Annotated in this window: 13 protein-coding genes; 10 read left to right on the top strand and 3 right to left on the bottom strand. The window is 57.2% G+C overall.

The annotated features are described in order from the left end of the window. Window positions 1-39 precede the first annotated feature (39 nt). The gene (locus tag FAES_RS08870) at window positions 40-1146 is read right to left on the bottom strand and encodes a mandelate racemase/muconate lactonizing enzyme family protein (protein ID WP_041257693.1); all 1107 of its coding nucleotides are present in this window, start codon (window positions 1144-1146) and stop codon (window positions 40-42) included. Between the two features lie 107 nt (window positions 1147-1253). Continuing rightward, the gene (locus FAES_RS08865; RefSeq protein ID WP_041257692.1) at window positions 1254-1583 is read right to left on the bottom strand and encodes a tetratricopeptide repeat protein; all 330 of its coding nucleotides are present in this window, start codon (window positions 1581-1583) and stop codon (window positions 1254-1256) included. A gap of 222 nt (window positions 1584-1805) precedes the next feature. Between FAES_RS08865 and FAES_RS08860 the strand changes: the two genes are divergently transcribed. The 8 genes from FAES_RS08860 (at window position 1806) to FAES_RS08825 (ending at window position 7982) form a co-directional block, all read left to right on the top strand. Continuing rightward, on the top strand, window positions 1806-2543 hold the full coding sequence (locus FAES_RS08860) for an electron transfer flavoprotein subunit beta/FixA family protein (protein WP_015330865.1): 738 nt from the start codon (window positions 1806-1808) through the stop codon (window positions 2541-2543). A gap of 127 nt (window positions 2544-2670) precedes the next feature. Continuing rightward, entirely contained in the window at window positions 2671-3633 is a 963-nt protein-coding gene (locus FAES_RS08855) for an electron transfer flavoprotein subunit alpha/FixB family protein (RefSeq protein ID WP_015330864.1), read from the top strand. A gap of 164 nt (window positions 3634-3797) precedes the next feature. Continuing rightward, a complete protein-coding gene (locus FAES_RS08850; protein ID WP_015330863.1) occupies window positions 3798-4304 on the top strand; it encodes a (2Fe-2S)-binding protein in 507 nt (168 codons plus the stop codon). 6 nt (window positions 4305-4310) lie between these two features. Further along, on the top strand, window positions 4311-4763 hold the full coding sequence (locus tag FAES_RS08845; RefSeq protein WP_015330862.1) for a thioredoxin family protein: 453 nt from the start codon (window positions 4311-4313) through the stop codon (window positions 4761-4763). Then, window positions 4732-5709 (top strand): FAD:protein FMN transferase, encoded by a 978-nt coding sequence (locus FAES_RS08840; RefSeq protein ID WP_015330861.1) that lies wholly within the window; start codon window positions 4732-4734, stop codon window positions 5707-5709. The genes FAES_RS08845 and FAES_RS08840 overlap by 32 nt, the downstream gene beginning before the upstream one ends. After that, on the top strand, window positions 5706-5936 hold the full coding sequence (locus FAES_RS08835; protein WP_015330860.1) for a DUF4266 domain-containing protein: 231 nt from the start codon (window positions 5706-5708) through the stop codon (window positions 5934-5936). Before FAES_RS08840 ends, FAES_RS08835 begins: the two co-directional genes overlap by 4 nt. A 28-nt stretch (window positions 5937-5964) precedes the next feature. Beyond that, window positions 5965-7260 (top strand): DUF3570 domain-containing protein, encoded by a 1296-nt coding sequence (locus FAES_RS08830; protein WP_015330859.1) that lies wholly within the window; start codon window positions 5965-5967, stop codon window positions 7258-7260. 128 nt (window positions 7261-7388) lie between these two features. Beyond that, a complete protein-coding gene (locus FAES_RS08825; RefSeq protein WP_041257691.1) occupies window positions 7389-7982 on the top strand; it encodes a bifunctional nuclease family protein in 594 nt (197 codons plus the stop codon). Window positions 7983-8086: 104 nt separating this feature from the next. Here the strand turns inward: FAES_RS08825 and FAES_RS08820 are convergent, their stop codons facing one another. Beyond that, window positions 8087-8833 carry a hypothetical protein gene (locus FAES_RS08820; protein ID WP_015330857.1) on the bottom strand — a complete coding sequence of 249 codons (747 nt, stop codon included), beginning with the start codon at window positions 8831-8833 and terminating at the stop codon, window positions 8087-8089. Between the two features lie 594 nt (window positions 8834-9427). On the opposite strand from FAES_RS08820, the gene FAES_RS08815 reads away from it, so the two are divergent. Next, window positions 9428-12535 (top strand): amidohydrolase family protein, encoded by a 3108-nt coding sequence (locus FAES_RS08815; RefSeq protein WP_015330856.1) that lies wholly within the window; start codon window positions 9428-9430, stop codon window positions 12533-12535. A gap of 154 nt (window positions 12536-12689) precedes the next feature. Continuing rightward, a complete protein-coding gene (locus FAES_RS08810) occupies window positions 12690-13997 on the top strand; it encodes an amidohydrolase family protein (RefSeq protein WP_015330855.1) in 1308 nt (435 codons plus the stop codon). Window positions 13998-14033: the final 36 nt, after the last annotated feature.

Here is a 14033-nt window from a genome sequence, read left to right as displayed (position 1 = left end):
AAGAGCGAACGAGTGAATGCGTGTTTTGCGTTAGTTCTTTCACACTTTCGCTATTTCACTCTTTAAACATCTCGCTAGAAACGCCGGATCGACGTCGGCACCGATGCCAGGTTCGTCGGGGATGGTGATCTGGTAGCCGTTGTAGACGATGCCGCCCTGCACCGGATCTTCGGCGTGTTCAAAACAGGCGTCGAGGTCGCAGAAACGGATGTTCTGGCGAGCGGCGGCCACATGCGCTTTGGCCGAGAGCGCCAGCCGCGACTCCGACATGCAGCCGATCATGCAGGCCATGCCCGCCGCCTCAGCAATGGCGTTGATCTTCAGCGCCTCCCAGATACCGCCACTTTTCGACAGCTTGATATTGAGGTAATCGACAGCCTCTTCGCGCACCAACCGCAGGGCGTCGGTGGCGTCGAAAACGGCTTCGTCGGCCATGATGGGTACGTTCACGCGCTGCCGCAGATGCCGCAGGCCCGCTATGTCGGTGCGGCGCAGGGGTTGCTCACAGTATTGCACGTTCCAGTCGCCAACGGCAGTCAGCACGGTGCGGGCGGTGGGTACGTCCCAACCCTGATTGGCGTCGAGGCGAATGGGTAGTTCGTAGGGAATCACCTGCCGGATAGCGGCCAGTCGGTCGAGGTCGGCCTGGGCGGTGGTCCCCACTTTGATCTTGATGGCTTCGGCACCGTTGGCCGCAATGCGGCGGGCATCGTCGGCCATGCGATCGGGGTCGTTGATGTAAATGGTTTCGTCGGTAACAAGCGGGCGGTTACTGCCGCCCAGGAACTGGTAGAGCGGCATGTTGGCTCGTTTGGCGGCAAGGTCATACAGCGCCATGTCAAAGGCCGAGCGTGTGGTGGGGTGGCCGGGCAGATACCGCAGCATAGCCTGCAAACAACCTTCTATATCGAGCGGATCGCGCCCTACCAACAGCCGCGACAGATCCTCGGCCGCCGCCCAGCCCGATGCCTGCGTTTCGCCCACGATCATCCAGAAGGGTGAGCCTTCGCCCCAGCCAGTCAGGCCTTCGTCGGTGTCGATCTGCACCAGCAGGTTCCGCGCCGCGTCGATGATCCCCAGCGAAATAGCGATGGGCGCTTTGAGCGGGATGTTGTATTGATAAAGAGTAATGCGGGTGATCTTCATGCGGGCGAAGTTAAAGAGTGAACGAGTCACTGAGTGAACGAGCGAAAGCGGCTGACGCTGATAAAATAGATGCGTCAGCCGCTTTCGCTCGTTCACTAGTCTGCTCATTATAACTCCTCTTCGTCGTCCTTGAAGTTGCGGTAGGCGCGGTTCAGCTCGTCGAAGGTTTTCTGGTCGCCCTGTTGTTTGGCCAGCATCAGGCCGAAATCATACAGTTCGGCGGCTTTGGGGCGGTTACCCAGATCGACGTACAGTTGGGCGGCGTGGTAGTACGTGGGCAGATACTGCGGGTGGTCGGTCAGTAGCCGTTCGAAATAGTGCTGGGCCTGCGCCGGGTTCTCGGCGAGGTATTCCATACCCAGGGCGTAAACATTAAAGGGTTCGCCGGGTTCTTCCTGTACAAATTGAAGGAGTTGTTGGATCCGATCCTGATTCATAATTGTTAAAAAATTAGTATGCATGCATACTATTATTTGAAAGACCTGTTTAATTTCGCCGAGTCAAAAGGTGGATTGGCACGCAGATGACACGAATTTTCGGGATGGTCGCGGCGTAAACGAGCCAGATGAATTCATCGCATCAGTCTGAAATTTGCGACCATCCGAAAAATCCGCTTCCTCTGCGTTCCCATCACCTCAACACAAAAAACCAGAATCCGCATGAAAATCTTAGTGTGCGTGACGAGCGTGCCCGACACGACGACCAAAATTACCTTCACTGACAATAACACGAAGTTCAACAAGGCGGGGGTACAGTTTATCACCGGACCCTACGACGACTACGCGCTGGCGCGGGCCGTCGAGCTAAAAGAAAAGCTAGGTGCTTCCGTGACGGTGTTCAACGTAGGGGAGGCCGATGCCGAGCCGGTAATTCGGAAGTGCCTCGCCATTGGTGCCGACGATGCTATCCGGGTCAACGCCGAGCCGACCGACGCCTATTTTGTGGCCGAGCAAATTGCTGCTGCCGCCAAAGAAACCCAATACGATCTGATCCTGATGGGTCGTGAATCGATCGACTACAACGGCGGTCAGGTACACGGCATCGTGGGTGAAATGCTTGGTATCCCGTCGATTTCGCCCGTTATGCGGCTCGACTTGGAGGGTACCACCGCCAAGATGACCCGCGAAATCGAAGGCGGTAAGGAAGACATCGAAGCGCAGCTGCCGCTGGTACTGGGTTGCCAGGAGCCCATCGCCGAATGGAAAATCCCGAACATGCGCGGTATCATGACGGCCCGGACCAAGCCGCTGAAAGTGGTGCAGCCGGCCGGAAATGACTCGCTCACCGCCGTGGCCAGCTACGAACTGCCCGCGCCACGTGGTGCCGTCAAAATGATTCCTGCCGACGAAGCCGAGAAGCTCATTCAGCTCCTCCGCACCGAAGCGAAAGTGATCTAAACTGAATGTATAATGAATAATGCACGATGTATAATGGCTTCGCTGAGGGACGTTCTAGCGCAGACCAAATCATTGTACATCATGCAATGTACATTGTTCATTCCTACACCTACTCTCAAGCAAACACATGTCTGTCTTAATCTTTGCTGAACTCGACGAAGGGAAGCTCAAGAAGTCCTCACAGGAGGCCATTTTTTACGGCTCGAAGGTAGCCGGGATGCTGGGTACATCGGCCACGGCGGTCGTGATTGGCGCGGCCGATCAGGGCGAGCTGGCCACGGCGGGTCGCTTTGGCGCTACCAAAGTGCTGCACGCTGCCGACAGCAAGCTGAACGAAGTGAACGGTATGGCCTACGCCTCGGTGGTGGCCGCCGCTGCGCAACAGGAAGGCGCCAAAGTCGTGGTGCTGGCCAAGTCGTCGTTGGGTGATGCCATGGCGGCCCGGCTGGCGGGTAAGCTCAAAGCAGGCCTTGCGCCCAACGTGATCGACCTGCCCGACCTGAGCAACGGCTTCCGCGTAAAAACGAGTATTTATACGGGCAAAGCGTTTGCCTTCAATGAGTTGAAAGCCGACGTGAAAATTCTGGCCATCAAGAAGAACACCATCACGCCCGAAGAGACCGACGCCTCGGCGCAGGTAGACGCCTTCACGCCTACCCTGAACGACGGTGATTTTGTGCTGAAAGTGACCAATACGGAGAAAGCTACCGGCGACATCTTGCTGCCCGAAGCCGATCTGGTGGTATCGGCCGGCCGTGGTCTGAAAGGGCCCGAAAACTGGGGCATCGTGGAAGACTTGGCCAAGGCCCTACACGCCGCTACCGCCTGCTCGAAGCCCGTTTCTGACCTCGATTGGCGCCCTCACCACGAGCACGTGGGCCAAACGGGCATCAAAGTCAGCCCGAATCTCTACATCGCGGCGGGTATCTCGGGGGCCATTCAGCACCTGGCGGGTGTCAACTCGTCGAAGGTGATCGTGGTGATCAACAAAGACCCCGAAGCGCCGTTCTTCAAATCGGCCGACTACGGTATCGTCGGCGACGTGTTCGAGGTGCTGCCCCGCCTGACCAAAGCCGTGCAGGCCCTTTAGTCGTTTCAAACCTTATAGGGCGGGGTCGGTACGCCATCCAAAACCGATAAGGTTCAGTACCAAGAAGGCCACCGTGGTATACCCGGTGGCCTTCTTATTTAATACTCACCCGCTGCAACAGACCGCCGCTTTCCTACGTATAATTGATTATACGTCTAGTAAGTATGAATCGATATACGTTTCTAAAGAACATGGGATTTCGGGGTGCAGCGCTGATGGCCATTCTAACCTCCTGCGTTAAAGAGGAAGACACCTACGTAGATGCCCTGACGCTGACTAAAGACGGGCAGACCGTGGGTGGCGGCACCAGCACAACCGTAACAACGCCCGCCAGTTCGACGGGCAGCACCGCCGATGTGCTTGGTGTGAAGAACCCACTCCTGACGCTAACGTTGGCGAATGAAACGGCGCTATCCAAAGTAGGCGGCTACATTCAGCGAAGTGGCATCACCGTTGGCCGCATTTCGTCCACGGCTTTTGCCGCCGTAACCCAGACCTGTAGCCATGAGCCGAAGAAACAGGTCATCCTCAACGGGAGCACGGAGTTCTATTGCACCGCCCACGGGGCTCGGTTCAACCTCGATGGCACCGGCAAAAACAGCCTGGCGGGCCGGGGTATCACCGCCTACAAAACCCTCACCGACGGCAAAACGCTAATCATCTACAGCTAACCAACTATGAAAACCGTACTTGCACTTACACTTTTTCTGAACCTGCTGGCAGCACCGCGACTGGCGCCGTTGTGGCAGACCAACCTAGAGCAGGCTAAAAACGAGGCCAAAGCGGGCCACAAGCTGATCCTGCTGTACTTTTCGGGTTCCGACTGGTGTGGGCCCTGCATCAAGCTAAAAAAAGAGATTTACGAATCGGACGCCTTCACGACCTACGCCGATAAACAACTGGTTCTGGTCCGGGCCGATTTTCCGCGAGCAAAGAAAAATCAGCTGAGCGCCGAGCAAACCGCCCACAATGAAAGTTTGGCCGAGCGCTACAACCCCGACGGGCAGTTTCCAATGACGGTGCTGCTCGATGCCAACGGAAAAGTCCTGCGCAACTGGTCGGGCTATCCGGCTTCGCTGACGCTCCAATCCCTCATCAATGACATCGACGCTGCCGCCGCTGCTCACTGACCGGTCTGGGCGGCTGCACAAAAAAGTGCTGCGCCTCATGGGCAACCGGCTCGAAATCAGCGTCGTTACTGACAACGTACCTGACGGGCCCGGCATCGCCGGGGCGGCTATCGACGCGGCCATTGCCGAAGTCAGCCGAATTGAGGCGCTGCTGACGACGTTCCGGCCCGACAGCCAGACGAATCAGATTAACGCTATGGCCGGTGTGGTGCCGGTGGTGGTCGATGCCGAGGTGTTTGCGCTGATCGAACGGTCGCTGAAACTGTCGGGTCTGACGCAGGGCGCGTTTGACATCACCTACGGCGGCATCGACAAGCGCCTCTGGAACTTCGACACGACGATGGACGCGCTACCTGACCCCGAGCAGGTGCGGCAATCGGTGCAGTTGATCGACTACCGAAAAGTGCAACTCAACCCGGCCGACAGGAGCGTAATGCTGGCCGAGGCGGGCATGCGCATAGGCTTCGGAGGCATCGGCAAAGGCTATGCCGCCGAGCGGGCCCGTTACGTGATGCAGCAGCTTGGGATTCAGTCGGGGGTGGTAAACGCGGCAGGCGACCTGACGGCCTGGGGCACCCAACCCAACGGCCAGCCCTGGACCATCGGCATTGCCGACCCCAATGCGCGCCAGACGGCGTTTTCCCGGCTCAGCATCAGCGGTTATGCCGTGGCGACGTCGGGCGATTACGAGAAATACGTACTCATCGGCGGCAAACGCTACAGCCACACCATCGACCCGCGCACGGGCTACCCCGTGTTGGGCCTGAAGAGCGTCACCGTAATCGCGCCCAACGCCGAGCTAGCCGACGCCCTGGCCACGCCCATTATGGTGATGGGGCCGCAAGTTGGCCTGCATCTGATCAACCAATTACCCAACATAGGCTGCATTCTGATCGACGATCACGACCGGCTGTTTACGTCAAAAACCATCAGACTAACTGCATGAACAGGAACACATATCGGCTGCTGGCCTTTGGGTTTGGGCTGGCGCTTTGCCTCTCGGCTACGAGCTGCGTTACGGTGAAAGAATACCAGAAAAACCGGCTTAACGACTCGGAAATGGAACTGACCAACCGCAAATCGGAGAAGTTCGAAAGCAGTTTTTATCTGTACCGGGAAGGACCATCGGGTGCCAGCGGTGGCAAGAGCAGCGGGGGCTGTGGCTGCAATTAGCCCACGACAACGTACCTGATAACCGACCATGAAGAAAGTCGTACTCACCGTAGCGACCCTGCTGGCTTTTACGGCAGGCCGGGCACAAGTCAAACGCGACACAACCCGATCAGGCAGCCCCGTCTATTACGAAAGAAGCCTTGGCCCGACGAACGGCACGGCACCACGCCAAACCGCCTCGGCTACGCCCCCCAAAGGCCCGTATGAAAGCCGGGGGTTGAAGCTGGAAGAAATCAATTTCGTGTCGAGCTATTACCAGCAGGACGGCAATAACTCGGCCATTACGGGTGGCATTGGCACCGAGAAACTGACCGATATCGCCAACTCGTTCGATCTGACGCTGTCGGCGGTAGACCGGAAAGGGCGGCAGCATTACCTCAACATCGACGCCAACATCGACTATTACACCTCGGCCTCGTCGGACAATATCGACCCGGTCTTTTCGGGGGCTTCACGCAGCGACGTGCACATCTATCCGTCGGTGTCGTGGCGGGTCTTCAACCCGGTAACGCGTGTAACGAAAGGCTTCAGCTATGCGTATTCGACGGAGTACGATTACCGGTCGCACGGGTTTACGGCGCAGTTTGCCAAGCTCTCGGCCGACCGCAATCGGGAAGTGAGCGTACGGGGAAGCGCCTTTCTGGATACCTACGACGCCATTTTACCCGCCGAACTACGCCCAGCGTACTACGGTTCCGGCTCCCACAGCGACCGAACACGCGTCGACAGCAAACCCCGGCAAACGTTCAATCTGGCGTTGTCGGTATCGCAGGTGATCAACAAACGCTTACAGGTGCTGGGTACGTTGGAGCCGTCCTTTCAGCAGGGGTTGCTGAGCACCCCATTTCACCGCGTTTATTTTACCGATGGCACCGAAACCACCGAACGCCTGCCCGGCACACGCCTCAAGTTCCCAGTGAGCCTCCGCGCCAACTACTTCCAGGGCGATCACGCCATTCTGCGAACGTTTTATCGGTTCTATGTCGATGATTGGGGCATGGTAGCGCATACGGCCAATGTGGAAGTGCCCATCAAGCTGACGGCGTTCCTGTCGATCAGCCCGTTCTACCGGTTCCACACCCAAACGGCAGTCGACTATTTCCGTCCCTACGGACAGCATAACCCGACGTTGCCATACCACACCAGCGATTACGACATCGGCAACATCTCGACCCAATTTGTGGGAACGGGTATCCGAATGGCGCCGCCGGGTGGCGTGTTGGGCGTTCGGCCCTGGCAATCGCTCGAACTGCGTTACGGCCATTACCTCCGCAGTACCGGCCTGACGGCCAATATTATAACGCTGCTGGTGAAGGTGAAATAGGATTGGCGTTTGGTGGTTCCTGTTTGACGTTGCTTCGTACCTGACGCGACAACATTAAACGGTAAACATCAAGCGCCAAACTTATTTTACCGTGAACAAACGAACGTCACAACGGTTAATTTTGCGACGTGGAAAAGATTAAATTAGAAATATTAGGCTTGTCGCCCAGCCAGTCGCAGTCGGGTTCGTTTGCGTTGGTACTGGGTGAAGAATATGGCAATCGTCGCTTGCCCATCATCATCGGTATGTTTGAAGCGCAGGCTATCGCCATCGAGATCGAGAAAATTGTGCCCAACCGGCCGATGACACACGATCTCTTCAAGCAATTCGCCAAAAATTTCGGCTTCACGGTGCGCGAAATCGTTATCTCCGACCTCCGGGAAGGCATCTTCTTTGCGCGCATCGTCTGCTCAGACGGCGTGCAGGAGACGGTCGTTGATGCCCGCCCGTCGGATGCCATCGCCATCGGTATCCGGTTCGGGGTGTCGATCTATACCTACGAGTCGATCCTGTCAGAAGCGGGCATTACGGCCACGTCTGAGGAAGAAGATGAAGACCAGGAAGAGCTGGTGCGCGCATCGAGCCGGTCGCCACGCGCCTTCGGTGAGCAGTTGAAAGACATGACCGTCGATGAACTGCAACGCATGCTCGACGAAGCGCTCGGCAACGAAGAGTATGAGCGCGCCGCCAAAATCCGCGACGAAATTTCGAAGAGGAATTAGAATGACTACTGTACGATGAACAATGTACAATGGAGTTGGCCACGTACCGCTGGCGCAGGCTCATCCTGGAACCGCCCCATTGTACATTATTCATCGTACAGTAGTCATTCGAGCGAGTTGTAATACGCCACGAGTGCCGTTAACCCCGCCCGACTTTTCAGGTCGGGCTTTTGCGTTTTCAGGTACGTTGTCATATCGGCTTCTTTGTCGGCAAACAGGCTCAGAATGGCCCGTTTGCTGGGCGAGAACACAACGGCCTTGGGGCCCTTCGCCACATACCAGACCTGTTTCAGCTCCAGGGCATCGTCTTTATTGCCGACACTGAGCGCTACGTTGTAATCGCTCTTGCGGATGATGGCCGACGGGTACCGCAGCAATGTTGCCCGACCCGTGGTCAGTACCTCAAAAAAGCCCAATAGTACATCGGCCTCGCCCCGAAACTCCCGAACGTTGACGTAGTACGAAGCCGCCTGTAACTTTCGATTGTTGATTGTAAACTGCCTTACCTGCGGGGCCTGAGCCACCCGAATGTTGTTGGGACCCGCCAGAATCTCAAGCTGCTGCGTGAGCAGATCATGTCGCATCGGCACGCCAAGCAGCGAGTCGAGGCGGGTGCCGGGGACTTTGCCGTAAAACCGGATGTTGCCCGCCTGAAAGGTACTGTCTTCGTAGGACGTACCCAGCAGTTGCTTGTTGTAATGGTTGAAGCTGGAAATCACACCACTCGTCATAGGCACCGGATCGCCCGACAGGCTGATCCAGTCCTTCGTGGTTTGATTAATGGATTGGGTCTGTCCGAGAGCGGTAAACCAGGCAGATACCAACGAAGCTAAAAGCAAAAAACGCTGCATATAGGTGTTTTAGAGGAAGTTACTTCAAACTGAAACGATCCGCAAAGGGCTAGTCGGTTGCCTCTGTCATAGCAATAGACCAGCAGGCAAACCAATTACCCGGATCTATGCGGATGAGGCCGATTTGGTTGACAAAGATTACAGTAGTATATGCTATATATCAAATCGTATAACTGAGTTCTTCGAAAAAGCAAAGACGTATACTGACTTAAGAAGACGTTGCGGCAACGTACTTTACCGGGAGTAGATCCGCTCAATAGCGGTTTCCAAATGCAACTGTAGCCCTTCCAACGCCACTGATAGTATTGAGTAAGAACAAGCGCAGTTCCCCAAATAATACAATTCGTTTGATCAACTATTGGCCGACACAACAAGCTGAGCCGAGCTTTTATTAGGTACGTGTTATCCACTCTGCTGTAGCGGGCAACGGTCACGAAGGCACTACGTAGTACTATTCCGCGAAGAAACAGACCGTTTTTGTTTCGCTAACCAGTGATCTGGCAATAGTATCTTTTGTCTGCCGGAGCGCTGTTAATAAAGTGTTTATTTGCGTTTTCATGGCTCAACGACGAGCTACCCTAGTTTACCCACTTCATGCAAAAACAACTATTGTCGCTTCTCTTGGCAATTGGGTTGGTGCAGGCGAGTCACTTGCAGACAATGGCGCAGTCCGTGTCGCAGACGACTTTCCCCCAGAATGGTGTTCGTGACGAACGCAGCAACCTATACGCCTTTACCAATGCTACCATCGTGGTAGATCCCAAAACCACCCTCCAGAACGCTACGCTCGTCGTGCGCGATGGGCGCATTGAAGCCGTCGGTACGTCGGTGAGCGTACCCAAGGGCGCGGTGGTTACCAACCTGGCCGGGCGGCGCATTTACCCCGGCCTCATCGACCTCGACTCCGACTATGGTATGCCCGAGGTGAAACGGCCCACAGGCGGTGGTTTCGGCGGTTTTGGTGCCCCACAACTCGAATCCAATAAGAAGGGTCCCTACTACTGGAACCAGGCCATCCAGCCCGAAAACGACGCGAGCCAGCTCTTCAAGGCGGTTACGGCCAAAGCCGATGAATACCGCAAAGTAGGGTTCGGCGCCGTGCTGACCCACGCCCACGACGGCATCGCCCGGGGTAACGGTACGCTTGTGACGCTGGCCGACGAACGCGAAAATGCGCTGGTGCTCCGCAACGGTCTCAGCCAGCATTTCTCGTTTAGCCGGGGCTCGTCGGGTCAGAATTACCCCAACTCCATCATGGGCTCGGTAGCCTTGCTGCGGCAGGCGCTCTACGACGCGCAGTGGTACAAAAACGGCGGGAACAAAGGTCAGATGAACCTCTCGCTCGACGCGTTCAACCGGATGGCCGGCGTGCCTTCGTTCTTCGAGGCAGGCGATAAGATGGGCATCGTTCGGGCCGACCGTATCGGCGACGAATTCGGGATGCAGTTCATCATCCGGGGTGCGGGCGACGAATACCAGCGCATCGACGAGGTAAAAGCCACCGGGGCCACGCTCATTGTGCCGGTAACGTACCCAACGGCCTTCGACGTAGAGGACCCTTGGGATGCCGACAACGTATCGCTGGCCGAAATGAAGCACTGGGAAATGGCGCCCGCCAACGCGGCCATGCTCACACAGGCGGGGATTCCGTTTGTGCTGACGAGCGCGGGCCTGAAAAACCGGGCCGATTTCATGGCCAATGTGCGGAAGGCGATCGAAAACGGCCTGACCGAACAGCAGGCCCTCGAAGCCCTAACCACGGGCCCGGCCCGCCTCATCAAGGCCGACGATCTGCTGGGTACGTTGGCCGTGGGCAAAGTGGCCAACTTCCTTATCACGTCGGGCAACCTGTTTGCCGCCGACAACGTCATTTACGAAAACTGGATTCGCGGCAAGCAGTATGTGGTGACCAACCGCAACGTCGCCGATCTGCGGGGTACGTATGATCTCAAGCTTGAGAACAACCCCGGTCTGAAACTGATCGTATCGGGCAATAACCCCGACAAGCCGGAGTACCAGATTACCCAGAACGATACCACCAAGTTAACACCAACGGTATCGGTTGATTTCAACCTGATCTCGATGCGGGTGGCGCTGGACAAACGCCAGCCCACTGCCCTGACCCGCCTGACGGGCTACCGCGACGGCACGTCGTATAAAGGGGAAGGCGAGCAGCCCGACGGCAAACGCATCAATTGGTCGGCCACGCTGAGCAAACCGTACAGCGCCAGCCTTGCCAAAGCCGACACGGCCACCAAAAAGAAGCCCGAGATGGGCGGAATGCTGTATCCCTTTGTCGGGATGGGAACGGCCCAGCGCCCGCAACCGCAGCCCATGCTATTCCGCAACGTGACGGTCTGGACCAACGAAAAGGACGGCATTCTGACCAACGCCGACGTGCTGGTGCAAAACGGCAAGATCGCCCAGGTAGGTCGCGGCCTCACGGCCCCCGCGGGCGTGTCGGTGGTAGATGGCACGGGTAAACACCTCACCAACGGCATCATCGACGAACACTCGCACATCGCCCTGTTTTCGATCAACGAAGGCTCTCAGTCGAGCACGGCTGAGGTGCGGATGATGGACGCGCTCAACCCCGAAGACATCAACATCTACCGGCAACTGGCGGGTGGCGTTACGTCGTCGCAACTGCTGCACGGCTCGGCCAACGCCATCGGCGGGCAGTCGGCGCTGGTAAAGCTGAAATGGGGCGAAACGGCCGACAATATGCTCATCAAAGGGGCCGACGGGTTCATCAAATTTGCCCTCGGCGAGAACGTGAAGCAGGCTAACTGGGGCGATGCCAACCGGGTGCGGTTCCCGCAAACGCGGATGGGTGTCGAGCAGGTATACATGGATCATTTCATGCGGGCCAAAGAATACGCCAAAGCGTGGGACGACTACAACGCACAAAGCAAGGCGCAGGGTAAGGCCGGGAAGAAAAAAGGGGCCGCTACTACAGGTACGTTAATGGCGCCCCGCCGCGACATCGAGCTTGACGCGCTGGCCGAAATTCTGGCTAAAAAGCGCTTCATCACCTGCCACAGTTACGTGCAGTCGGAGATCAACATGCTGATGAAAGTAGCCGATTCGCTGGGCTTCAAGGTGAACACGTTTACGCACATTCTGGAAGGCTACAAGGTGGCTGACAAAATGGCGAAGCACGGTGTCGGTGGCTCAACCTTCTCAGACTGGTGGGCCTACAAAATGGAGGTGAAAGACGCCATTCCGTACAACGCCGCGCTGATGAGCCGCGAAGGGGTACTGGTGTCGATCAACTCGGATGACGCCGAGATGGCCCGTCGCCTGAATCAGGAAGCGGCCAAGACGGTCGAGTACGGCGGTATTCCTGAAGAAGACGCCTGGAAAATGGTGACGCTGAACCCGGCCAAGTTGCTGCACCTCGATAGCCACATGGGCAGTATCCGGGCCGGTAAAGACGCCGACCTGGTGCTTTGGAACGCGCACCCGCTGTCGATCTACGCCCGCCCCGACCTGACGATCATCGACGGAGCCGTGTATTACAGCCGCACCGCCGACGAGCAGGTCCAGGAGCAGATGCACCGCGAGCGCGCCCGCCTGATCCAGAAGATGATTCAGGCCAAAGCCGGTGGCCAGACGGCCCAACGCCCCACCATGCGCCGCCAGCGGATGTGGCATTGCGAAGACATTGAAGGCATTATGGCCGAAGGCGAAGAAAAGTAAGATTCGTATGCAATGGAACACGGATGGCACGGATTGAACGGATGGTCACGAATCTGTCGGTTGCCTCAACACCATTGATCGGATTGATCCGCAAAAGTCAAGCAGCGTGTATCCGCTATACTCGTGTTATCAGCGTTCCATCTTCTCTCAAATAATGAAGCACATTCTCACAACTATATTGTCGCTGACGGCGCTTACGGGCGCGCTGGCGCAAAACCCCGCCCCGGCACGGCCGCAGGAGCGGCCCATCGCGCTGCTGGGCGGCACCATCCATACCGGCACGGGGCAGGTGATCCCAAACGGCTATATCACCTTTGATAAAGGCGTGATTCAGGGCGTGGGCGACGCCACGACCGTGCGCCTCAATACCGATCAATACCAGGTGATCGACGTGGCGGGCAAGCACATCTACCCCGGCCTGATTTCGCCGTCGTCGCTGGTGGGTTTGCAGGAAATTGCGTCGGTCCGGGCCACCGTCGACTCACGCGAGATTGGCGTGCTGAACCCCAACGTACGGGCGTTGATCGCCTACGACACCGATTCGGAAGTCATCCCGACCATCCGCAACAACGGTATCCTCATCACGCAGGCCATGCCGCTGGGGGGTACCGTATCCGGCTCCTCGTCGATCATGCACACCGACGGCTGGAACTGGGAAGATGCCGTCCTGAAAAAAGACGACGGGCTGTGGCTCAACTGGCCCGGCTATTACGCCCGTAACTTCGACTTCGAGACGTTCGAAGCCTCCATCAAGAAAAACGACAAGCGCGACGAGACGCTACGCTCCCTGCAGGCCACCTTTGCCGAAGCCAAAGCCTACGCCGAAACGACGCCTGCCCCCATGCCGGTAAACCTTCGTTTCGAAGCGATGCGTGGCCTGTTCAACGGTACCCAGAACCTGTATGTGCGGGCCGATTACGCCAAAGACATCATCGAAGCAGTGCGGTTTGCCAAAGCAGCAGGCGTACCTAAGGTGGTGATCATCGGAGGCGAAGAGGCCGACAAAGCCGCGTCGTTCCTGAAGGAAAACAACGTACCTGTGTTGTTGAGCGCGCTGCACCGCCTGCCCAACCGGCAGGACGAAGCCGTTGACCTCCCTTACCGGATGCCAGGCATCCTGCAAAAAGCGGGCGTGCTGGTGGGCCTGAGCTACGGCGAAGAGTGGTGGCGGACCCGCAACCTGCCGTTTCTGGCCGGTACAGCCGCTGGCTTTGGCGTGTCTGACCGCGAAGAGGCGCTGAAGATGATCACGGCCAACACCGCTAAAATTCTGGGTATCGACCAGCAAGTGGGTACGTTGGAGAAAGGCAAGCAGGCCACCATCGTGGTATCGAAAGGCGACATTCTGGACATGCGCACCAACGTGGTGGAGCAGGCTTTCATCCAGGGCCGCCAGGTGAACCTCGACGACAAGCATAAGCGCCTCTACAACAAGTTCAAAACCAAGTACGGGCAGAAGTAAGCGTATCCAACGTCAAAAGTCCCCGGGTCAACGGTA

The organism is Fibrella aestuarina BUZ 2 (assembly GCF_000331105.1).
GTDB lineage: Bacteria > Bacteroidota > Bacteroidia > Cytophagales > Spirosomataceae > Fibrella > Fibrella aestuarina.
This window is presented reverse-complemented; position numbering and strand designations above follow the sequence as displayed.

What these genes read in the sequence shown, in the direction of transcription:
- FAES_RS08845 (WP_015330862.1), top strand. Translation starts at nt 4,311, where the DNA reads ATGAAAACCGTACTTGCACTTACACTTTTTCTGAACCTGCTGGCAGCA.
- FAES_RS08820 (WP_015330857.1), bottom strand. Translation starts at nt 8,833, where the DNA reads ATGCAGCGTTTTTTGCTTTTAGCTTCGTTGGTATCTGCCTGGTTTACC.
- FAES_RS08855 (WP_015330864.1), top strand. Translation starts at nt 2,671, where the DNA reads ATGTCTGTCTTAATCTTTGCTGAACTCGACGAAGGGAAGCTCAAGAAG.
- FAES_RS08840 (WP_015330861.1), top strand. Translation starts at nt 4,732, where the DNA reads ATGACATCGACGCTGCCGCCGCTGCTCACTGACCGGTCTGGGCGGCTG.
- FAES_RS08860 (WP_015330865.1), top strand. Translation starts at nt 1,806, where the DNA reads ATGAAAATCTTAGTGTGCGTGACGAGCGTGCCCGACACGACGACCAAA.
- FAES_RS08870 (WP_041257693.1), bottom strand. Translation starts at nt 1,146, where the DNA reads ATGAAGATCACCCGCATTACTCTTTATCAATACAACATCCCGCTCAAA.
- FAES_RS08810 (WP_015330855.1), top strand. Translation starts at nt 12,690, where the DNA reads ATGAAGCACATTCTCACAACTATATTGTCGCTGACGGCGCTTACGGGC.
- FAES_RS08815 (WP_015330856.1), top strand. Translation starts at nt 9,428, where the DNA reads ATGCAAAAACAACTATTGTCGCTTCTCTTGGCAATTGGGTTGGTGCAG.
- FAES_RS08835 (WP_015330860.1), top strand. Translation starts at nt 5,706, where the DNA reads ATGAACAGGAACACATATCGGCTGCTGGCCTTTGGGTTTGGGCTGGCG.
- FAES_RS08865 (WP_041257692.1), bottom strand. Translation starts at nt 1,583, where the DNA reads ATGAATCAGGATCGGATCCAACAACTCCTTCAATTTGTACAGGAAGAA.
- FAES_RS08830 (WP_015330859.1), top strand. Translation starts at nt 5,965, where the DNA reads ATGAAGAAAGTCGTACTCACCGTAGCGACCCTGCTGGCTTTTACGGCA.
- FAES_RS08850 (WP_015330863.1), top strand. Translation starts at nt 3,798, where the DNA reads ATGAATCGATATACGTTTCTAAAGAACATGGGATTTCGGGGTGCAGCG.